Raw genomic sequence first — 20,443 nt, forward strand, 5'->3', positions numbered from 1 at the left:
CGTTTCGGTTAACTCATCGAAGGTCAGCAAATAGACTTCCGAAAAAAAGCATGGTTCAACACATTGTCAGTATTAAGGTTCTGCAACCAGATGGGGAGAATGAAAACCCGCACCCGCCAGACTGGCAATCAGATTGTCCAGCGGCTCACCCACATTCAGCGGCCCTATCTTAACACGATAAATCGGCGAACCAGAGGGGTTGGCGGTGTAAATTCCGACCGCAAAACCCGCCGCAAAGGGCATGACCTGCTGCTGTGCCCTACGAGCTGATTCCTCACTGGCAAATGCACCTATCTGCAAATAGCGCCGATCATGTGAGGCTTTCAGCGAAGTTGATACAGCGGGTGCTACAGGGCCTGCTGCCAACGTCGGAGCCTGCATCTGCCCTGAAGGACGCGGCGTGATAGCCTCAACCTTAACCCGCCCTGTGCCTCGCTGCAGGATATCCAGACGATAAGCCGCCGCATAGGATAGATCGATCAGCCGATCCTGATGAAATGGCCCTCGGTCATTCACTCTGACAATAACACTTTTTCCGTTATCCAGATTTGTAACCCGAACGAATGAAGGAATTGGCAGGCTCTTATGGGCGGCTGTCATTTCATACATATCATACACCTCACCATTGGAGGTCAGGTGGCCATGAAACTTCATGCCATACCAGGAGGCGATACCACTTTCCCGATACCCCTCTGCACTTGGCATCACCGTATAGGTTTTACCAAACACTTCATAAGGGCTGCGGTTTCCACCACGACTCAAGGGCTCGTAACGAGGCACAGCATCTGGCACTTTACTAACATCAGGCGGGGTCGCCGGTGCCTTGTCATGGGTCATACTGTAACGACCTGAGGGGTCTGTCGGATGAGTAACGGGTGCCTGTGGACTCGGTCGTGACGAACACCCCGCCAGCATCACAACAAGCAATAAACTTATAAGCCCTGCACGCATCTGCAACCCCTATCAGCACTTGCCAGTCCCGGTTTTACACTTTGCCTGATCATTTTACTCTCCAGCATCAATGCCTTTGCACCCCTGAATGTGCACTGACTGACATCAGAATGCCAAAACCAGCCATCAGTGTCACAATCGATGTTCCCCCATAGCTAATCATCGGCAAGGGTACTCCGACAACCGGCAACAAGCCGCTAACCATACCAATATTGACTGTCACATAGACAAAAAAGGTCAAGGTCACGCCACCAGCCAATAGCCGGGAAAAACTATCATTCGCTCGTGCGGCTATCACCATGCCGCGGGCAATAATCAGTAAATAAAGCAGTATCAGCAGAGCAATACCATACAGCCCCAACTCTTCACCGATCACGGCAATAATAAAATCCGTATGCGATTCAGGTAAAAAATTCAGCTGTGATTGGGTACCCTCTAGCCAGCCCTTACCTGAGAGACCACCGGAACCTATGGCGGTTTTCGATTGAATAATATTCCAACCCGATCCCAACGGATCACTTTCTGGATTCAGGAACGTCAGCACGCGTTGCTGCTGATAGGGTTTCATGAAACCCCAGAACACCGGCAAGACGGCACCCATCAACCCCAATGCCACTAACACATAACGCCAGTAAATGCCGGAAAGCAGAATAACAAAGATACCTGAACTGGCAATCAGCAAGCTGGTACCCAGATCTGGCTGTTTCATGATCAACGCGGCAGGTATGGCCATAATAATCACTGCAACCACCAGTCGTTTGAGCGTCGGCGGTAAATGATCGCGTACCAGAAAAGCGGCCATGGCCATCGGCAGTACCAGCTTCATCAGCTCAGAGGGCTGAAAACGAAACCCCGGCAAGGCGATCCAGCGTTGCGCGCCCTTAGCCGATACACCAAACAACATTACCGCAACCAACAACCCCACGCCAAGCAGATAAAGCCAAGGGGCCATCAACATAAAGGATCGTGGTTGAATCTGTGCCAGAAAAATCAACAGGGCAAAACCAGCCGCCATACGAATCGCCTGGCGCTGCACATACTCCATATCCTGACTGGAGGCACTATAGAGTACGAACAGGCCAAAGCTGCATAAAACCAGTAACAGCAACAGCAGCCAGGCATCCAGATGGGTATAACTCCACCAACCGGGCGCTCGCTGAAAGTGAGTACTTGCTCCCGGCATAGTCCTCTGAAAATCTCGGCTACTCATCCTCTACCTCCAGCTCATAGCGATCCAGCAACCAGGCATCCATCACTCGGCGGGCAATAGGTGCAGCCACACTGGAACCGCCCCCACCATTTTCTACCACGACGGCAATGGCGATCTGAGGGTCTTCCACCGGTGCGAAGGCGATAAACAGCGCATGATCATGATGGCGCTCACTTAATTCCTCAGGCTTATAGCGTCCATCATCGGGTATCGCGACCACTTGCGCGGTACCGGTCTTACCTGCCATTTTGTATTCCATCCCCTGACCAACACGCCTTGCCGTGCCGGTAGGCCCATGCATAACATCAACCATACCCTGAATAACTGAATCCCAATACTCAGGATGTTTAATCGCCACATCCTCAGGTACAGGGCGCTCCTTGACCATATCTGGCAAGGTCAGCACCTCACCCTCATCCGTCTCTTCAATGACCCCCATAAGCAAACGAGGCTGCTGCCACTTACCCCGGTTAGCCAGCACATTGGCCGCCACAGCCAGTTGCAAAGGTGTTGCGACCAAAAAGCCCTGACCAATACTCATATTCACTGAATCCCCCGGATACCAAGGCTCTCCCAGGCTTCCGCGCTTCCAGTCGGCCGTGGGCAAGACACCGCGTATCGCCTCGGGCGCATCCAGTGTCGCGACCTCACCAAAGCCAAACATACGCATATAACGCGCCATCAGCTCATTACCCATGCGATGGCCGACATCATAAAACCAGGTATCTACTGACTGAGCGATGGCCAGGTTCATATTCACCCGTCCGTGTCCGCCCCGACGCCAGTCGCGATAACGCCGCCCTCCCGGAGTGATCTGATAGTAGCCGGGGTCCCAGATGGTATAATCCGGCCGCACGGTTTCTGAATCTATCGCCGCCATCGCCATAATGGGTTTAATCGTTGAGCCCGGTGGATAACCACCGCGGACGGCCCGGTTGAACAACGGCAGATCGACATCATCGCGTAAAGCATCGTAGTCTGTATTGGATATCCCCATCACAAACAGATTAGGATCGTAAGCGGGCGTACTGACCAATGCCAGAATACCACCGGTTTTCGGATCAAGGGCAACAACTGAGGCACGCCTGCCTTCCAATAGTTTTTCGGTAAACTGCTGTAACCTTAAGTCCAGACTCAGTTTAATGTCAGCGCCCGGCGCTGGATCATTCTGCTCCAGAATACGCAGCACACGGCCACGTGCATTGGTTTCAACCTTCCGAGATCCTACATCGCCGTGCAATATAGGTTCATAAAAACGTTCAATGCCGAGCTTACCCAGGTAATTGGTACCGGCATATTTGACTGGATCCAGGGTTTGCAGATCCCGCTCGTTAATCCGCCCCACATAACCCAACACATGCGCCAAAGACTCGCCATAAGGGTAATAGCGGATTAAATCGGCCTCTACCTGCACCCCCGGTAATACATGGTAGTTTACGGATATTCTGGCAATCTCATCTTCGGTCAAACGAAAGCGTAAGGGGACTGATTCATAGGGACGACGGTGCTGCTGCAGGCGCACACGAAAGCGCTCTATATCGCGCTCGCTGATTTCTATCAAGTCAGCCAGGGCAGCCAGAGTCTCATCCATATCACTGATTTCTTCACGCAACAACGTGACGCTGAAGGTCGGCTGATTGTCAGCCAGCAAAATACCCTGACGGTCATAAATTAGCCCACGTCGCGGTGCCACAGGTTGTAGCTGTATGCGATTACGATCAGAAATTGCAGAATAGCGATCATACTCAATCACTTGCAAAAAGTAGGCACGGCCAACCAACGCCAGAAACACCAAGGTGACAATGATAAATGCCAACAAGGCTCGACGTTTGAAAGTTTGCGCCTCTCGACTGTAGTCCTTGAGTGTTTCCGCCTGCTGCATAATAACCTGTTATTTATGGTAGGGATGACCCTGAAGCAGGGTCCAAGCACGATAGAGTTGTTCAGCAAGCAGTACCCGCACCAGCGGATGCGGCAGCGTTAAAGCTGACAATGACCACTTCTGATCGGCCACTTGCAGACAACGCGGGTCGAGACCATCCGGCCCACCCACCAACAGGCTGACATTACGCCCCTGCATTCGCCAGTTTTCGGCATGGCTGGCAAGGTTCTCTGTCGACCAGTGTTTGCCTTGGACATCCAAGGCTATAACATGTTCATTTTTACCTAGAGCCGCCAGCATAGCGTCACCTTCGGCACGCATTGCACGTGCCGGATCAGCGCCCTTCCCTCTGTAGCCAGGAGGCAACTCCACCAGTTCCAGCTGAAAGTCAGCTGGCAGGCGTTTGCTGTATTCCTGATAGCCAGCTTCGACCCAGCCCGGCATTTTCTGACCCACAGCCAGCAAGCGTATCCGCATAATCAGGAAATGGCTTCAGCGTCTTCCGGGGAGTGCCGCCACAGGCGTTCCAGATCATAGAAGCTGCGCGCATCTGGCATCATCAGATGAACCACCAGATCACCCAGATCCACCAGAATCCAGTCGCCACTTTCCTGCCCTTCCGAACCGATGGGCTGCACACCTTCTGCTTTGACCTTCTCCATAACTTCACTGGCCATGGAAACCACATGACGACGGGATGTACCACTGGCAATCAGCATGAAATCTGTCACGCTGGATTTGCCGGTTACATCCAGGACAACCAGGTCCCTGGCTTTCATATCGTCTAAAATTGCCTGCACTTTTTTGATCAGTTGCTCAGTTTGCATCACTAATCTATTTACCTCGTTTATAGCCGTAAAGCTGATGTTGTTTAATGTATTCCCATACCTGATCAGGCATCAAATAGCGCGGCGATTGCCCTTGACTGATCAGTTCACGTATCTGTGTTGCTGAGATTCCCAAGGGCGTCAGTTCGTGAATTAGAACACCACCGCAGGGCTTTTCTGTTAGCAGACGCGATGATTTGATCGCATGCTGCCGGGTAAACTCATCCATCTGCGCGACTGGCTGATACCGATAACCGGGACGCGCGACCGCAATGATATGACAGAGTGATAAAAAAGTATGCCAGTCTTTCCATTGTGGCAGGGTTAAATAGGCATCCATCCCCATAACCATACAGATAGGACGCTCCGGCCCCAGCTCATCTCGCAGCGAAGCCAATGTCAGAGCCGAAAAGGAAGGCTCCGATGAATTGACCTCACGTGCATCGACACACAAACTCGCGGCGTCAGCCACCGCCAGCCTGACCATGGTCAGCCGATGCTCGGCTGAACAGCCTGGATGCTGACGATGAACTGGCGCGCCTGACGGGATCATCGTGACCTGACTAAGCTGCAACCACTGCTGAATTTCCAGCGCTGTTCTTAGATGACCATGGTGAACAGGATCAAAGGTGCCCCCCATAAACACAAAGGGCTCATTTATCTGCATTGATTACTGCCGGACATGCCCATCTCCCAGAACGACATACTTTTCAGATGTCAGCCCTTCTAATCCAACCGGACCACGGGCGTGGATTTTGTCCGTAGAAATACCGATTTCAGCACCCAGACCATATTCAAAACCATCAGCAAAACGGGTGGATGCATTCACTATCACTGAACTGGAATCCACCGCCCGCAGAAACACTCTGGCGTCGGTATAGCTTTCTGTGACGATGGCATCGGTATGGTGTGAACCGTACTGATTGATATGTTGGATGGCTTCTTCAAGACTGCTAACAACTTTAATCGCCAGCACAGGGGCCAGATACTCAGTTGACCAGTCACTCTCATCGGCCGCTTTAATCAGTGGCAGTAACTTTAACGTATCAGGACAACCGCGCAATTCCACACCTGAGGCTTGATAACGTTCAGCCAGATCCGGCAATACAGCCGCCGCCTGTTCGTTATGCACCAGCAACGTCTCCATGGTATTGCAGGTACCGTAACGGTGAGTCTTGGCATTCAAGGCAATATTGATCGCTTTAACCTTGTCAGCCGCTTTATCTATATAGACATGGCAGACTCCATCCAGATGCTTAATCACTGGCACCCGTGCATCCCGCGCAATCCGTTCAATCAGCCCTTTGCCTCCACGCGGTACGATCACATCGACATAGTCAGGCATACTAATCAACTGGCCCACAGCCTCCCGATCAGTGGTAGCGACAACCTGCACAGCGGTTTCCGGTAACCCAGCTTCACGCAAGCCACTGATAATACACGCGGCGATGGCCTGATTGGATTTCAACGCTTCAGAGCCACCGCGCAGAATGGTCGCATTACCTGATTTGATGCACAGACTGGCGGCTTCCGCAGTGACGTTAGGCCGAGACTCATAAATAATCCCGATCACACCCAAGGGCACCCGCATTTTACCCACCTGAATGCCTGACGGCCGGTAGTTCATGCCGGTAATACCACCTATTGGGTCGGCTAGCGCCGCCACCTGATGCAGCCCTTCGATCATATTATCGATCCGAGCCGGGGTCAGTTCCAGACGGTCAAGCATAGCTGCATCCAGGCCTTTGGCACGCCCGGCCTGCATGTCTTCAGCATTAGCCTGCTCTAACACAGGTCGAGCGGCATCCAAAGCCGCTGCCATGGCTAGCAATGCCCGGTTTTTCTGCCCAGTGTCTGCACTGGCCATTTGGCTGGCGGCTTGCCGAGCTTGCTGGCCCAACGCAATCATATACTCTTGTGTATTCATCCAGACTGTCCGTAACGCGTAAAAACAACCATTATAGCCTGCCAGAGAGCGGGGGTCATTCGCATTTAAGCCAATCAACGAAGTATCCATTCCTCAGTGTGACTACTGGCCACGAACTGGTATCATTCAAATCTTGTTCTAAGGTCTTTCCGGAAGCCATCCCGTTATGCAAACAGTGCCGCCCAACCCCGACAAGGCTCCACGCCCAATGCGCCCCATGCTGGCAGTGATCCTGGCATTTGTACTGGGTCTGATCATCACCCTGTTATTAATCCAAATGGACAACCAGCGCATTGCTGAAGAGGAAGCGCTGCTCAGCAGCGGCGCCTTGGCAGAAAGCGCTGCACTGCTCCTCAAACCGCTGGTCATGAGTGAAGACAGAATCAGCCTCAACTACCTGCTCAATGAACTGGCTAACCAGCCGATGATTCGAGGTATGCGCCTGACTGACAACCAAGACAATGTACTTGGCATCAGTGGAGAACATCAGGGTCGTTCATTAAACGTACCACTGATACGTAATGAAGAGCCATTAGGTGAACTGACCGTCTGGGCTGATCCCTCTCCCTTGTTAGCCGTGCTCAAACGCCAGCAGTTAATGATTTTGTTGTCGGCTACGGCAACGCTGCTACTGATGTTGATCGGCATCTGGTTGAGCATGCGTCCTGCCAGGGCTGAAACGGCTGAGATTGAACAGCAGGACAGGGACACGGAGCGCCAGTTTGATGAGGTGATGCAGGAAATCAGTGAAGCCGATGCTGGCTCGGACAGTCTACCGATTCTTGATCCAGATGATATGGACGATCTGGAACTACCTCCAGTACTCGCACCCGAACCCGAACCCGTAAAGGTAACGGCACCTCCCACGCCTGAACGCCCAGCCGCACCGCAGGCAACATCAGACAGTTTCGTTGCTGAACGCGATAAACCTAACCCGTCAGACAATACCTTTCTCAGCTTCAGTGCCCGTGATGAAGAGCTGAATGACCAGGAACTGGTGTCGCTACTGAAGCCTGAGCGCGAACGTGGCCCTATTCCTCGTTTCACGCCAGCTACAGCCGGATACATGCGTGACCAGGATAGTCAGGATGATGAAGCTTATGTTGAATTGGAAGAGCAAAAACCAGCGGCACTTCCGGCTGAAGAAACGTCTCGACTGCGTAATAATCCCTTGCTCAGCGCATTGGATGACGACGAGGAACAGCTAAACCTCTATGCCTTTGAGCAGGATCTGGAGCTGATGCTAGCGGCAGAAGATGCGGGTTACTTGTTACTGATCGATGCCACCAGTGCGCATTCTGAATTGGTAGAGGAAGAAGAGCACCAGTCTCTACTGAAAACCTACCGCATGCTGGCCAACTCAGTGGCTGTTATTTATAACGGCCGGGTGGTTAAAGCGGGCAATGCTGATCTGCAGATGATTTTTGATCAACCCCAGGCTGACGATACCCACGGTGTGAATGCCATGTGTGCCGCCATGCTGTTCACGCATTTATACAAACAATACAACCAGTCGCGCATTCGCCTGTTTCGTCCCGTCATGAATCTGCACATGGCGTTAGTACGCGGCAAGGTAGAAAAGCTGGAGCGGCTGTTGGAAGAAGCGCGTTTTCTAACCCGCACCACCCAGAGTAACGAACTGATCAGCCATACGGCACTGACCGAAGCTCCCGACCTGAAGCGCACCCTGTTGGAAGGCGCCAGCATCCGCCGGGAAGATGAAGACAAGGTACTGGTATTGCAAATCAGCAAATCCTATCAGGATCTATTGGAAAAGCAGTCACGCCACCTGATGCTTAAACTCAGCCAGCGTGAACCCTCTTAGCCACTAATTAGCAACCTATCAGCTGCTGGGGATATCCTCCCCAGCCGCCTTGATCACCTCTAAACCATCCACACGCTGATAACCCCGCGGCAGCTTGTTACCTCGACGTCCGCGCTCACCGCGATAATGCTCCAGATCAGTCGCTTTCAGTTTCAGGTGCTGACGGCCCGAGTTGACCTGTAATAAGTCACCCGGCGACAAGATGGCTACTGCAACCAGCAGCTCTTCATGAGCCGCGGCACGTACTGAAGGAATATTCAGGATTTTATTGCCCTTGCCTTTACTTAGCTCCGGTAGCTCACTGACAGGGAACACCAGCATCCTCCCGTCACTGGTCACCGACGCCAGCAAATCCTGCTGCAGGTCACTGACTTTCACCGGACTGAGAACTCGAGCATTTTTCGGCAGGCTCAACGCCGCCTTGCCGTTTTTAGTTTTACTGCTCAAATCGGCTATAGAGGTAATAAAACCATAACCCGCATCGGATGCCAGCAGCACGCGCTCTCGCTCCGCCGCACAGATCATACCGTCAATACTGGCCCCTTTAGGCAGCGACAGTTTACCGGTCACTGGCTCACCCTGCCCCCTGGCAGAAGGCAGAGTATGCGTATCCAGGGTGTAACTGCGCCCGGTGGAATCCAGCAGAATAGTCGGCTGATTCATGCGCCCGGGACACGCCAGCTTAAAGGCGTCACCCGATTTGTAGCTCAAGCCCACCGCATCTATATCATGCCCTCTGGCCGCTCTGATCCAACCCTGCTTGGACAGTACCACCGTGACCGGATCAGCTGACAACAGGTCTTTTTCGCTGAAGGCCTGAGATTCTTCACGTTGCACCAGCGGTGAACGACGCGCATCACCAAACTCTTCGGCAGTCTCTTCGATCTCTTGGCGAATCAATTTGCGCATTAGCTCGGCTGAGCCTAGCGTTTCTTCCAGATACTTACGCTCCTCATCCAGCTCATTCTGCTCGGTGCGGATTTTAAACTCTTCAAGCTTGGCCAGATGGCGCAGTTTCAGATCCAAAATCGCATCGGCCTGAATGGCGCTAATACCAAAACGTGCAATCATCTCTTGCTTGGGATTATCTTCTTCACGAATAATCCGGATCACCTCGTCAATATTGAGGTAGGCGATCATCAAGCCTTCAAGAATATGCAGTCGTTCCATGACCTTCTGCAAGCGATGCGTCAGTCGGCGACGTACCACTTCGGTGCGCCAACTGAGCCATTCGGTAAGTATCTGGCGCAGATCCTTCACCTGAGGTCGTCCATCGATACCGATCATGTTCATATTCACGCGGTAGCTGCGCTCCAGATCCGTAGAGGCAAACAGGTGCGCCATGAGTTGTTCGGCATCGATACGGTTGGAACGTGGCACAATGACCAGACGGGTGGGGTTTTCGTGATCCGACTCATCACGCAGATCACTGACCATCGGCAGTTTTTTCTGCTGCATCTGTGCGGCTATCTGCTCCAGCACTTTATTACCCGAGACCTGATAAGGCAGTGCGGTAATGACAATATCACCGTCTTCACGGATATACACAGCACGCATTTTCAACGAGCCACGCCCGGTGCAGTAAAGTTTTTCCAGGTCAGCCCTCGGGGTGACAATTTCTGCCTCCGTGGGCATATCTGGACCCGGGATAATATCGCACAGCTGCTCAACACTGGTCTGCGGGTGATCCAGCAGATATATGCAGGCAGCGGCGACTTCACGCAAATTATGCGGTGGAATATCCGTCGCCATACCTACAGCAATACCCGTGCCGCCGTTTAACAGCACGTTTGGCAGTCGAGCGGGGAGAAATTCCGGCTCATCCAGCGTGCCGTCGAAGTTTGGCTGCCAGGTTACCGTACCCTGCCCCAGTTCTTTCAGCAGCACTTCAGCATAGGGAGACAGGCGTGATTCAGTGTAACGCATGGCCGCAAACGACTTGGGATCATCCGGCGATCCCCAGTTGCCCTGTCCATCCACCAGCGGGTAACGGTAGCTGAAGGGCTGCGCCATCAACACCATCGCTTCATAGCAGGCAGAATCGCCATGCGGATGGAACTTACCCAACACGTCACCGACGGTACGCGCCGATTTTTTGTGTTTTGCCGTCGCTTTCAAGCCCAGTTCTGACATCGCATAAATGATGCGGCGCTGCACTGGCTTCATGCCATCACCTATGTGCGGCAGGGCACGGTCCAGGATGACATACATGGAATAATCCAGGTAGGCTTTCTCACTGAAAGTGCGTAGGGGTAAACTTTCAGTTTCACCGTTAAATGTGGTTTCTATTGGCATTAGATTTCCGGTCAGAGTCGGTTTTTTTCCGTAAATATCAACAAACAGGCTTCACAATTGCAACCCTGTTACCATAATAAGGCTATCACTACCCTAGAGGAAAGTCCGATGACTGTCACAAACAACCGCCTGATGCTGGAACTGGAAAAATTTCGCCGTGAAATTAACCGCGAAATCATCAACCCGATGATCCCACAACTCAGCCTGGAAGACTTGAAACCGCTCTTATCCATGGTGGCACACACCCGGGGAACCTACATCGCCGAGCTATTGGAAATTGCCAAACTATCCCCTGATTCGGTCCCTTCTGCAGATCAGATCAAACAACTCAAGCAGTGTAGAGAAACTTTCGATGAGTTAGTGACGGCCGTTAACGCATTGGAAACTGTGATTCAGCGCGACTATCTGGATGTTAAAGCCAAAGGAAAACTCTAATGCGTTCCCCACTACTTATACAGCTACTCGGGCTGGCTCTACTGCTATCCACCGCGGTTCAGGCCGATAGCCGTTGGCTGGCACCCCATCAGGCTGACCACCCACTGGTGGGTAAACTCTGGCATAGCGAACAGCAGTCATATGTTGGCCTAGACGTACTACTTGATTCACTGCCACAAGGCAGTTGGTTAATGCTGGGAGAGCAGCACGACCATCCCGATCATCATCAGCTGCAACTGCAGATTCTCACCCAACTGGCTAAGCATAACCGCCTGGGTAGTGTGGCCTTTGAGATGGCGAATTCAGATCAACAGCCACTTATTGATGAGTGGTCAGGTCGTGGTGATAGCGCAACAGCCGAAGCACTCAACTGGTCCGCGGGTTGGCCCTGGGAACGCTATGCGCCACAGCTGCAATTTGCACTGAATCAAGCGGAACAGGTGGTTGCGGCTGATTTGCCTCGTACGGCACAAATGCAGGCCTATCAACAAGGTGCGGCTGAAGGCTACCTGGATACCGCCCATACCCGCTATATGATGGAACTGATCTACACCAGTCATTGCCAACAATTACCGCGCACCAATTTAATACAGATGTTGCAGGTACAACTGGCCCGGGATCAGCAGATGGCCCGTCGCATGCAAGCCACCACCCAAACAGACAAAATCAATGTACTGATTGCGGGAGCCCAGCATACCCGCAAAGACACAGGTGTTGCGCGTTGGTTGCCGGATACACTCCAATCAACCAGCCTGATCATGGTGCCGTTGAGCGAGCAGGTTGATCCGGCTTATTATCTGGAAGATACCTATCCAGGCTATACGGCTGGGGAAATCAGCACCGATTTGTTACTCTTTACCCCAGCGATGCCTGAACAAGACCACTGTGCCGCATTTCAGTAATCTGTCAGGATGAACCCGCTATGGAAAAGGTGATAAACAGCATTCTGAATAAACCCATGGCACTCCTCTGGCGCCTGATACTGGCGGCAGGCTTCTGGTGGGCTCTGACGAGTGGTGATTCAGGCAGCTGGATTATCGGCCTACCGGCCATCCTTCTGGGTGTCTATGTCAGTTTTTTTCTGAGCACGCCCGGAACGCATCGCTTCTGGCTACCGGCCTTACCTGGATTCCTGCTGTACTTTCTTACCACTTCGTTGATTGCTGGATTAGACATTGCCAGACGCACCCTGTCACCTCGCCTACCCTTAATGTCTATTATGGTACCCTTTGAAACGTCGCTACAGGGCTTACCCCGCTGGCTGTTGATGAGCAGCCTGAGCCTGATGCCTGGCACCCTGAGTGTGCGATCCGGGGCTGAGGGACTATTAATCCACTCTCTGGATTCAGCCGACATAACACGCAAGAGTCTGCGCCAGCTGGAAAGTCATATAGCCCGCCTACTGCCTGCCAGGGAGGTTGAATGACCAGTATCTATCTGATTACGCTAACCTTACTGCTGGTTTCGTTACTGATCGGCGCGCTACGCATTCTTCGGGGACCGCAACTGGCCGACCGGTTGCTGGCCGCACAACTGTTCGGCACCACCGGTGTTGCTGTCTTGCTGGTACTGGCCGAGCTTCAGCAACTGGATGCCGCACGGGATACCGCCCTGATTCTGGCACTGCTGGCCATGCTGGCCGCCGTGGCCTTTGTCAGCCGTGTCTGGAAAGCCTCAGCACCGCGGGAGAAATCAGAATGAGCGCGATGGCACTGCTACAGGCTGTGTTGCTGATCAGCGGCGCACTGATGTTTATTGTCGGCTCCATCGGACTGGTACGCTTTCCCGATACCTATACTCGCATTCACGCACTGACCAAAGCCGACAATCTGGGGCTGGGGTTAATCATACTGGGGCTGATCCCGAGCTCTTTTTCAGTGGCCCTGACCCTCAAGCTGCTGTTGATTTGGCTGCTGGTCATGCTGGCTGGTGCGCTCAGTGGCCATCTGGTGGCCTGGGAAGCGCATGCTCAGGGCATGCCTACCCGCCAGTCTGGAGGCGCTGACGAACAGAGCAGACAGGAGAGCGTCGATGAATGAGCTGATCGACTGGACACTGGTGCTAAGCCTCTGGTCAGTAGCACTGATCAGCATAATGAGTCGAAGCATTTTTCGTGCGGTGGTGTTTTTCATTTTGCTGGGCATTCTTTTGTCTCTGGCCTGGATCCGGCTTGATGCGCCTGATATTGCCATTGCTGAAGCCGCCATAGGTGCAGGCATAACCGGCGTACTCCTGCTGGATACCCTTGGGCACCTGAAAAAAACCGGCAATCTTCATCCTGGCCGCATCCACCTGCATCACCCTCGATTCTGGCTGGCCGTGAGTGCGGCGCTAGCATTGATGGGCGTACTTTTCTGGGCAGTCTGGCAGCAACCTGACATGCAGGTCGCTCTGCATCAACAGGTAGCGCAAGCTATGCCCAACAGTGGCGTGGAACACCCAATCACGGCCATACTGCTCAATTTTCGTAGTTACGATACCCTATTGGAAATCGGTGTTCTGGTTCTGGCGATACTGGTCGGGCTAACCTTAAAATCAACTCACCCAGAACCCGACAGTCTACCGGGCTTACCCAACTCGCTGCTGCATGCCAGCTTAGCCCTGTTCATTCCGGCCATGCTGATCACCTCGGCTTACTTGCTTTGGGCCGGTGCTGATCGACCTGGTGGTGCCTTTCAGGCCGGAGCGGTATTAGCCGCTGCATTTATTCTGTTGCAGCTCGCCGGCATTCGCCTTTCAGCACACCTGAGCCATCAACTGATGAAACTCGGACTGGTGCTGGGATTCAGCGTTTTTCTTGCCGTTGCCACCAGCGCCATGATCGGTGGACGTCCCTTCCTGACTTACCCGGACTCGGCGGCCGGATTGCTGATTCTGGTCATAGAGCTAACCCTGACGCTGTCTATCGGTCTGATACTACTAAGTCTATTTACCCTGGCCAATGCTCCGGTCAATCCACTCGATCGAGACTCTTCCCATGAGCAGTGATCTGATATTTACCCTGGGGGGTATCGGCCTGTGTGGCTTAGGCCTGTTCGGTTTCATCTATCACCGCCATCTGCTGCGACGACTGATCGCCTTCAACCTGTTAGGCAGTGGCACCTTTCTCATATTAGTGGGCTTTGCTCAACAGGGCCGAGGGGAGACTGATCCCATACCGCAGGCGTTGGTGCTAACTGGCATTGTTGTCGCCGTAGCAGCCACAGCCCTGGCACTGTTACTGATCAGGCGCTGGTTTCAACTTAAAAACACCACCCAGCTACCCGAGGATGACAGACTATGAGTCTGATGCAATCCCCGATCCCCTGGTTACTGATCATACCGCTGGCTGGTGCGGTTCTGACGATGCTGTTACCTGAGCGGCTGCGCTCAGTTGCGTCACTGCTGGGTATTTTGTCGCAACTGACGGCATCGGTATCGCTGTTACTGCTGGTGCAACATGCCGGTCCGGTGACTTATGCCATGGGAGACTGGCAAGCTCCTCTGGGAATCGCCTTGCGGGCCGATGGCTTGGCCACCCTGTTTGTACTCATGAGCACACTGGTCGGTATGCTGTGTGCCCTGTATGCCCAGCAATATCTTACACTTGAGAAACTGGCTAGCTTCTGGCCACTTTTCTGGTTTCTTTGGGCGTCACTGAATGGCATCTGGCTGGCGGCGGATAGTTTCAACTTGTATGTTGGCCTGGAATTGCTGACCTTATCCGCCGTCGGGCTAGTCGCCTTTGCCGCCGATGACAAATCCCTGGAAGCGGCTATCCGCTATCTGTATGCAGCACTACTGGGCTCTATGGGCTATCTTCTCGGCGTAGCCCTGCTCTATGGCGCCCACGGCACCCTGGCACTGGATGGTCTTGCGGCGCACTGGCAGGTCGGTGCAACATCACAGGTTGCCATCGCCTTAATTCTGGCAGGCTTAATGCTCAAGACAGCGGTCTTTCCCTTGCATACCTGGTTACCTCCGGCACATGGTGGTGCGCTAACACCGGTCAGTGCACTGCTGTCCGCACTGGTCATCAAGGCATCCTTGTACATTCTGTTGCGCTTCTGGATAGAGCTGGACATCTATCGTCAGATGCCAGCCCTGTCGCAACTGCTGGGCATTTTCGGCAGTGGAGCGGTGTTATGGGGAGGCTGGATGGCACTGCGACAGCAGCAACTGAAAATGGTCATTGCCTACTCCACCCTGGCCCAAATCGGCTATATGCTGCTGATGTTTCCACTGCTGACAGCTGAGTACCCGGAAGCCACCTTGATGGCTTATCAGGGCGGGATTCTGATGCTGCTGGCCCATGCGCTGGCCAAAGCCGGGATGTTCCTGGCGGCTGGCAACCTGATCTTTTGTACCGGCAAACAGGAACTTACGGCTTTGGCTGGGATGAGCCGTTATCGTCCACTGAATATTTTCGCTTTCGGTCTGGCCGGCGTCAGCATCATGGGGCTGCCACCTAGTGGGGGATTCAGTGCCAAATGGCTGCTGTTGCAAAGCAGCCTGATTTCACAGCAATGGTGGTGGACACTGGTGATGTTGCTCGGCAGTTTACTTTCTGCCGCGTATATTTTTCGTGTCTTCGCCTACACCTACCGGGAAACAGGTGAAGGTGATACCTTTGCCAGACCGGCGTTATCACTCGAACTAATCGCACTGTTTTTATCCGCCAGCAGTATATTGCTGGGCTTTATGGCTATGTTGCCACTGGATCTGATTAGTCTTCCTGGACCGCTCAGGGAGGCACTGCCATGAACTGGATCAATGTCCTGCCACTGGCTGTTCTGATGACATCATTTATAGCGGCCATGGCCATCTTCATTCTACCGGAGCAGCAACACCGAACACGCAGCGTTCTAAACCTGGCCGCCGCCATTCTAAAGCTGGGATTAATCTCGCTGCTGATTTATTTTGTCTTACAGCAGCACACCCCAGAGATCAGCCTGGAGGTGTTGCCTGGGCTGTCGATGGTGTTGCGGGCAGATGCCTTGGCGATGCTGTTTGCCGGGTTGTCCTCGGTACTCTGGTTATTTACCACCATCTACGCCATAGGCTATCTGGAAAACTCACCAAATCGCAGTCGTTTCTTTGGCTATTTCAGTCTGTGTGTTGCCAGCACCATGGGTATTTCGCTGGCTGGCAACCTGTTCACCTTCCTGATTTTTTATGAACTTTTAACACTATCCACCTACCCGTTGGTGGTCCACCGCGGCACTACAGCGGCCTTAGCCGCCGGGCGCACCTATCTTATCTATACCCTGAGCGGTGGCGTTGTACTACTCACCGGCGTTGTCGCCCTCTACGCCCTCGGGGGTGATATTCCGTTTGGGGATACTGAAAAAACAGCGGCGCTGGTGGGCACCTGGCCAGGCTGGATGGCACTCATTTTTGCCCTGTTGATCGCAGGACTCGGGGTAAAAGCCGCCTTGTTTCCGTTCCATGGCTGGTTGCCCATCGCCATGGTGGCACCGGCACCTGTCAGCGCACTGTTGCATGCCGTTGCCGTGGTCAAAGCTGGCGCCTTTGGTATTGTCCGGGTGGTCTATGATATTTACGGCATTGAGCTGGCCTGGCAGCAAGGGTTGCTCTTTCCACTGGCGCTATTGGCCTCTTTCACCATTCTTTACGGCTCCTTCCGCGCACTGCAGCAAATCGATATCAAAAAACGCCTGGCTTTTTCCACCATCAGTCAGGTGTCTTACATCGTATTGGGTATCAGCCTGTTCGGTCCGCTCGGCACCATTGGCGGGCTGGTACACCTGCTGCATCAGGGACTGATGAAAATCACCCTGTTTTTCTGTGCCGGAAACTATGCCGAAACCTTGGGAATTCATAAAATTCATGAACTGGATGGTGTGGGGAAACGCATGCCAATGACCAGTGTGGCTTTTACCATTGGTGCGCTGGGTATGATCGGCATTCCTCCCGTAGCAGGCTTTGTCAGCAAATGGTATTTGGGTAGCGGAGCGCTAGATGCTGGCATGAACTGGGTTATTTTCGTTCTGGTAGGTAGCAGTTTACTCAATGCCGCCTATTTTCTGCCGGTACTTAAACGTATCTGGTTTAGCCCTCAACAAGGCGACTGGCCTGATGAAATGATCGTCGGCTGGCGCGACACCACCCCCTGGCTGCTGATTCCAACGCTGGTCACAGCCGGGCTAAGCCTGGCAGCAGGATTGTTTGCCGGCTCATCTATCAGCCCTCTCAGTTGGGCTGAACTGATCACACTGCGGGAGTATCTGCCATGACACTGACCCAGTGGCTACTCCTGCTTACACCCTTGTTTCCGCTACTGCTGGCACTGATAGGCTGCCTACCCAGGTTAGGTTCTATGCTCGGCTACGCCGCCTTAGTAGCCCCCTTACCCGCGTTACTGCTGAGCTTTATGCCCCTAGAGCAACTGAATATGTCGGCCCTGTTACTTGGCAGTGTCTGGCAAAATCTGCCTGTCAGTAACACCTTTTTAACCTTTACCAGTCTGCTGTGGCTGTTCAGTGCACTCTATGGTTTAGGCTATCTGCGCAAGGATCCGGCTGCCAGACGTTTTTGGCTACTCTGGCTATTAACCTTGACGGGCAATCTTGGTCTGCTGATCAGCGCCGACATCATCGGTTTCTATACCTTTTTCGCCCTAATGACCTTCGCCGCCTATGGGCTGGTAATTCACCAGCGGGACAGCACCGCTCTGCGTGCAGGCAGAATCTACCTGATCATGGCATTAATGGGTGAAATGCTGATTCTCGCGGGTTTATTCCTCGGCAGTGCAGCGACAGGACATAGCTCGCTGCTATCTGAGGATATTGCAGCCGCCATCGTTGAATCAGCTGATGCCGGACTGATCGTGTTCTGTCTATTCAGTGGATTTGGGGTTAAAGCGGGCCTTCCGTTGTTGCACTTCTGGCTCCCACTGGCCCACCCAGTTGCGCCGACTCCCGCCAGTGCGGTACTCAGTGGCGCCATGATTAAAGCCGGGTTATTTGCCTGGTTCAGCTTACTGCCGCTGGGTTATATGCAGGAGCCCACCTGGGGATTAATACTCATCCTTATCGGTTTGCTTGCCGCCTTTGGTGCGGGCTTGATAGGTGTGATGCAAGCTTCACCTAAAGCCGTACTGGCCTATTCCAGCATCAGTCAGATGGGCATTATGACGCTGTCACTGGGTTGCCTGTTTATCCTACCCGACCTAACCGTCTTGCTGCTGCCTGTACTGGCGTTTTACGCTCTGCATCATGCCTTGACCAAAGGCGCGTTATTTTTATCGGTCAGCTTCAAGGATGCTTACCAGGGCATTCCGGTATTCTTGTTGGGTCTGGGGATGCTATTGCCAGCTCTGTCACTGATCGGGCTATTTGGCAGTGGTGCTCAGGCCAAGTTACTGCTGAAAGCCCAGCTGTATCAGGATGGCCTACCCGGCTGGTTGATCACCAGCCTGACCCTGAGTGCATTGGCGACAACCGCGTTGATGCTGCGTTTCTTATGGCTTCTCTGGCAACAGCGAAGCCATCAGCCGGAGACTGCCGACTGGCGCATGCAGCTGGGTTTTGCCGCTACGGTGTTAACCAGTGCCCTGGCACCGCAACTGCTGGCCGGATCCCTGCAGATAACACCACTTTACCAACAGCCAGCCGCCTATATGGGGCTGCTATGGGTACCGGCTATCACGCTGGCAATGGCTTGGCTGATCAGTCGCAAAGGTCCCGCCTGGCGATTGCCGCAGGGTGACTTGGTGGTGCTGCTGGAGCGTGGAATAGTGGCGCTATGGCAGAGGCTTAAGCAACTAAACCAAGTGCCGGTGCTACCCACTTGGCTACCAGGTATGGAATCACTGAAAACCCTCTACAACCTGCCGCTGCCCGAGCAATTGGCAAAAAGTCAGATCGCCTGGTTATTCGGTGTAGTGGTCGTCGTGGCAACACTGATTATGGCGGTGACACAGAGCTAGGAGGCAGACCGGAATCCAGCCCGCCACCTTATCCTAAACTGGCTTCAACTGGCCTGAATCGCCACTTTCAACACCCCATCTCGCTGGTGTGAAAACAGATCATAGGCTTCAGTGATATTTTCCAGCTTATAGCGATGGGTCACCATGGGTCCAAGATCCACACGCCCGGATGCAATCACATCCATCAGACGCCGCATGCGCTCCTTACCACCTGGGCAGAGGGACGTGATGATCTTGTGATCACCCAGCCCGGCACAAAAGGCATCCAGTGGAATCGACAGATCACTGGAATAGACCCCCAGGCTGGACAGCGTGCCGCCCGGTTTAAGTACCCGCAAAGCCGCTTCAAAGGTTGACTGCAACCCCAGGGCTTCAATGGAGGCATCCACACCCCGGCCATTGGTCAGCTTAAGGATTTCTGACACCACATCGACTTTACGAAAATCCAGGGTAATATCCGCGCCCATTTGCCGGGCGATAGCCAGACGTTCATCTATGCCATCTACAACAATAATACGACTGGCTCCACGCAGTTTTGCACCAGCGGTGGCACACAAGCCGATAGGTCCCTGGGCGAATATCGCTACAGTGTCACCAATACGTATGTTGGCCGCTTCAGCTCCGGCAAAGCCAGTTGACATGATATCCGGGCACATCAGCACCTGTTCATCGGTCAGTCCATCCGGCACAGGTGACAGATTGGCCTGCGCATCCGGCACCAACAGGTATTCAGCTTGCGCACCGTCAAGGGTGTTACCGAAGCGCCAGCCGCCCATGGGTTTGTATCCATGGGCATGACTGCCGCCATCCTGTGACGAACAACCATCCTGACAGGCATAGGAGGTAAAGCTCGGACAGATAGCGCCCGCTATCACCCGCTGCCCCTCCTGATACCCCTGTACATTTGCACCCAGCTTTTCTATTACCCCCACCGGTTCGTGCCCGATAGTCAGGCCCTTGGCAACCGGATACTCGCCTTTAAGAATATGTATATCCGTACCGCAAATAGTCGTTGTGGTCACCCTCATCAGCGCATCATTCGGGCCTATCTCCGGTACCGGTTTATCATCTATTTCAATGCGACCGGGTTCAACGAACACAGCCGCTTTCATCATCATCGCCATCTCTGTATCTCCTTAAATTTAGCAATCCTTTTTATAA

20 protein-coding genes are annotated in these 20,443 nt (G+C 53.3%); 11 read left to right on the top strand and 9 right to left on the bottom strand.

All coding sequences use genetic code 11. The annotated features are described in order from the left end of the window. Window positions 1-72: 72 nt before the first annotated feature. The 7 genes from ACN0R1_RS08870 to ACN0R1_RS08900 form a co-directional block, all read right to left on the bottom strand. On the bottom strand, window positions 73-951 hold the full coding sequence (locus ACN0R1_RS08870) for a septal ring lytic transglycosylase RlpA family protein (protein WP_151057625.1): 879 nt from the start codon (window positions 949-951) through the stop codon (window positions 73-75). Window positions 952-1,018: 67 nt separating this feature from the next. Continuing rightward, the gene (gene rodA / locus ACN0R1_RS08875; RefSeq protein WP_417581979.1) at window positions 1,019-2,161 is read right to left on the bottom strand and encodes a rod shape-determining protein RodA; all 1,143 of its coding nucleotides are present in this window, start codon (window positions 2,159-2,161) and stop codon (window positions 1,019-1,021) included. After that, window positions 2,154-4,043 (bottom strand): penicillin-binding protein 2, encoded by a 1,890-nt coding sequence (mrdA, locus tag ACN0R1_RS08880; protein WP_417581981.1) that lies wholly within the window; start codon window positions 4,041-4,043, stop codon window positions 2,154-2,156. Before mrdA ends, rodA begins: the two co-directional genes overlap by 8 nt. Before the next feature lie 9 nt (window positions 4,044-4,052). Further along, on the bottom strand, window positions 4,053-4,520 hold the full coding sequence (gene rlmH, locus ACN0R1_RS08885) for a 23S rRNA (pseudouridine(1915)-N(3))-methyltransferase RlmH (protein ID WP_417581983.1): 468 nt from the start codon (window positions 4,518-4,520) through the stop codon (window positions 4,053-4,055). 2 nt (window positions 4,521-4,522) lie between these two features. Then, window positions 4,523-4,870, bottom strand: coding sequence for a ribosome silencing factor (gene rsfS, locus ACN0R1_RS08890; RefSeq protein ID WP_151057633.1), 348 nt, complete (start codon window positions 4,868-4,870; stop codon window positions 4,523-4,525). 7 nt (window positions 4,871-4,877) lie between these two features. Next, window positions 4,878-5,537, bottom strand: coding sequence for a nicotinate-nucleotide adenylyltransferase (gene nadD / locus ACN0R1_RS08895; RefSeq protein ID WP_417581985.1), 660 nt, complete (start codon window positions 5,535-5,537; stop codon window positions 4,878-4,880). A gap of 3 nt (window positions 5,538-5,540) precedes the next feature. Continuing rightward, entirely contained in the window at window positions 5,541-6,797 is a 1,257-nt protein-coding gene (locus ACN0R1_RS08900) for a glutamate-5-semialdehyde dehydrogenase (RefSeq protein WP_417581987.1), read from the bottom strand. A gap of 166 nt (window positions 6,798-6,963) precedes the next feature. On the opposite strand from ACN0R1_RS08900, the gene ACN0R1_RS08905 reads away from it, so the two are divergent. Beyond that, complete coding sequence (locus tag ACN0R1_RS08905; protein ID WP_417581988.1) at window positions 6,964-8,622, top strand: hypothetical protein; 1,659 nt, start codon at window positions 6,964-6,966, stop codon at window positions 8,620-8,622. An 18-nt stretch (window positions 8,623-8,640) separates the two neighbouring features. Here ACN0R1_RS08905 and parC read toward each other — a convergent pair whose 3' ends face one another. Next, window positions 8,641-10,917 carry a DNA topoisomerase IV subunit A gene (parC, locus tag ACN0R1_RS08910; protein WP_417581990.1) on the bottom strand — a complete coding sequence of 759 codons (2,277 nt, stop codon included), beginning with the start codon at window positions 10,915-10,917 and terminating at the stop codon, window positions 8,641-8,643. A gap of 108 nt (window positions 10,918-11,025) precedes the next feature. Here parC and ACN0R1_RS08915 point away from each other — a divergent pair, with 108 nt between their 5' ends. The 10 genes from ACN0R1_RS08915 to ACN0R1_RS08960 are packed head-to-tail and all read left to right on the top strand — an operon-like array spanning window position 11,026 to window position 19,282. Next, window positions 11,026-11,352, top strand: coding sequence for a hypothetical protein (locus ACN0R1_RS08915; RefSeq protein WP_417581992.1), 327 nt, complete (start codon window positions 11,026-11,028; stop codon window positions 11,350-11,352). Next, window positions 11,352-12,254 (top strand): ChaN family lipoprotein, encoded by a 903-nt coding sequence (locus tag ACN0R1_RS08920; protein ID WP_417581994.1) that lies wholly within the window; start codon window positions 11,352-11,354, stop codon window positions 12,252-12,254. The genes ACN0R1_RS08915 and ACN0R1_RS08920 overlap by 1 nt, the downstream gene beginning before the upstream one ends. A 20-nt stretch (window positions 12,255-12,274) precedes the next feature. Then, the gene (locus tag ACN0R1_RS08925) at window positions 12,275-12,778 is read left to right on the top strand and encodes a Na+/H+ antiporter subunit E (RefSeq protein WP_417581996.1); all 504 of its coding nucleotides are present in this window, start codon (window positions 12,275-12,277) and stop codon (window positions 12,776-12,778) included. Further along, a complete protein-coding gene (locus ACN0R1_RS08930; RefSeq protein ID WP_417581997.1) occupies window positions 12,775-13,053 on the top strand; it encodes a monovalent cation/H+ antiporter complex subunit F in 279 nt (92 codons plus the stop codon). Before ACN0R1_RS08925 ends, ACN0R1_RS08930 begins: the two co-directional genes overlap by 4 nt. Further along, window positions 13,050-13,391, top strand: coding sequence for a monovalent cation/H(+) antiporter subunit G (mnhG, locus tag ACN0R1_RS08935; protein ID WP_417581999.1), 342 nt, complete (start codon window positions 13,050-13,052; stop codon window positions 13,389-13,391). The genes ACN0R1_RS08930 and mnhG overlap by 4 nt, the downstream gene beginning before the upstream one ends. After that, window positions 13,384-14,340, top strand: a complete 957-nt coding sequence (gene mbhE, locus ACN0R1_RS08940; RefSeq protein WP_417582001.1) for a hydrogen gas-evolving membrane-bound hydrogenase subunit E — start codon at window positions 13,384-13,386, stop codon at window positions 14,338-14,340. Before mnhG ends, mbhE begins: the two co-directional genes overlap by 8 nt. Beyond that, window positions 14,330-14,635 carry an NADH-quinone oxidoreductase subunit K gene (locus tag ACN0R1_RS08945; RefSeq protein ID WP_417582002.1) on the top strand — a complete coding sequence of 102 codons (306 nt, stop codon included), beginning with the start codon at window positions 14,330-14,332 and terminating at the stop codon, window positions 14,633-14,635. Before mbhE ends, ACN0R1_RS08945 begins: the two co-directional genes overlap by 11 nt. After that, window positions 14,632-16,095, top strand: coding sequence for a complex I subunit 5 family protein (locus ACN0R1_RS08950; RefSeq protein WP_417582004.1), 1,464 nt, complete (start codon window positions 14,632-14,634; stop codon window positions 16,093-16,095). Before ACN0R1_RS08945 ends, ACN0R1_RS08950 begins: the two co-directional genes overlap by 4 nt. Next, window positions 16,092-17,588 carry a complex I subunit 5 family protein gene (locus ACN0R1_RS08955; protein ID WP_417582006.1) on the top strand — a complete coding sequence of 499 codons (1,497 nt, stop codon included), beginning with the start codon at window positions 16,092-16,094 and terminating at the stop codon, window positions 17,586-17,588. Before ACN0R1_RS08950 ends, ACN0R1_RS08955 begins: the two co-directional genes overlap by 4 nt. After that, entirely contained in the window at window positions 17,585-19,282 is a 1,698-nt protein-coding gene (locus ACN0R1_RS08960) for a complex I subunit 5 family protein (RefSeq protein ID WP_417582008.1), read from the top strand. Before ACN0R1_RS08955 ends, ACN0R1_RS08960 begins: the two co-directional genes overlap by 4 nt. A 44-nt stretch (window positions 19,283-19,326) precedes the next feature. On the opposite strand, the gene ACN0R1_RS08965 is transcribed toward ACN0R1_RS08960, so the two are convergent. Continuing rightward, window positions 19,327-20,406 carry an NAD(P)-dependent alcohol dehydrogenase gene (locus ACN0R1_RS08965; RefSeq protein ID WP_417582010.1) on the bottom strand — a complete coding sequence of 360 codons (1,080 nt, stop codon included), beginning with the start codon at window positions 20,404-20,406 and terminating at the stop codon, window positions 19,327-19,329. Window positions 20,407-20,443 lie beyond the last annotated feature (37 nt).

The sequence above is a fragment of the Nitrincola sp. genome (assembly GCF_048264025.1).
Taxonomy (GTDB): domain Bacteria; phylum Pseudomonadota; class Gammaproteobacteria; order Pseudomonadales; family Balneatricaceae; genus Nitrincola.

Coding starts and splice junctions, on each gene's coding strand:
- ACN0R1_RS08915 (WP_417581992.1), top strand. CDS start 11,026: ATGACTGTCACAAACAACCGCCTGATGCTGGAACTGGAAAAATTTCGC.
- mbhE (WP_417582001.1), top strand. CDS start 13,384: ATGAATGAGCTGATCGACTGGACACTGGTGCTAAGCCTCTGGTCAGTA.
- ACN0R1_RS08925 (WP_417581996.1), top strand. CDS start 12,275: ATGGAAAAGGTGATAAACAGCATTCTGAATAAACCCATGGCACTCCTC.
- rsfS (WP_151057633.1), bottom strand. CDS start 4,870: ATGCAAACTGAGCAACTGATCAAAAAAGTGCAGGCAATTTTAGACGAT.
- ACN0R1_RS08920 (WP_417581994.1), top strand. CDS start 11,352: ATGCGTTCCCCACTACTTATACAGCTACTCGGGCTGGCTCTACTGCTA.
- rlmH (WP_417581983.1), bottom strand. CDS start 4,520: ATGCGGATACGCTTGCTGGCTGTGGGTCAGAAAATGCCGGGCTGGGTC.
- ACN0R1_RS08955 (WP_417582006.1), top strand. CDS start 16,092: ATGAACTGGATCAATGTCCTGCCACTGGCTGTTCTGATGACATCATTT.
- ACN0R1_RS08945 (WP_417582002.1), top strand. CDS start 14,330: ATGAGCAGTGATCTGATATTTACCCTGGGGGGTATCGGCCTGTGTGGC.
- ACN0R1_RS08930 (WP_417581997.1), top strand. CDS start 12,775: ATGACCAGTATCTATCTGATTACGCTAACCTTACTGCTGGTTTCGTTA.
- nadD (WP_417581985.1), bottom strand. CDS start 5,537: ATGCAGATAAATGAGCCCTTTGTGTTTATGGGGGGCACCTTTGATCCT.
- ACN0R1_RS08905 (WP_417581988.1), top strand. CDS start 6,964: ATGCAAACAGTGCCGCCCAACCCCGACAAGGCTCCACGCCCAATGCGC.
- rodA (WP_417581979.1), bottom strand. CDS start 2,161: ATGAGTAGCCGAGATTTTCAGAGGACTATGCCGGGAGCAAGTACTCAC.
- ACN0R1_RS08950 (WP_417582004.1), top strand. CDS start 14,632: ATGAGTCTGATGCAATCCCCGATCCCCTGGTTACTGATCATACCGCTG.
- mnhG (WP_417581999.1), top strand. CDS start 13,050: ATGAGCGCGATGGCACTGCTACAGGCTGTGTTGCTGATCAGCGGCGCA.
- ACN0R1_RS08965 (WP_417582010.1), bottom strand. CDS start 20,406: ATGGCGATGATGATGAAAGCGGCTGTGTTCGTTGAACCCGGTCGCATT.
- parC (WP_417581990.1), bottom strand. CDS start 10,917: ATGCCAATAGAAACCACATTTAACGGTGAAACTGAAAGTTTACCCCTA.
- ACN0R1_RS08870 (WP_151057625.1), bottom strand. CDS start 951: ATGCGTGCAGGGCTTATAAGTTTATTGCTTGTTGTGATGCTGGCGGGG.
- ACN0R1_RS08960 (WP_417582008.1), top strand. CDS start 17,585: ATGACACTGACCCAGTGGCTACTCCTGCTTACACCCTTGTTTCCGCTA.
- mrdA (WP_417581981.1), bottom strand. CDS start 4,043: ATGCAGCAGGCGGAAACACTCAAGGACTACAGTCGAGAGGCGCAAACT.
- ACN0R1_RS08900 (WP_417581987.1), bottom strand. CDS start 6,797: ATGAATACACAAGAGTATATGATTGCGTTGGGCCAGCAAGCTCGGCAA.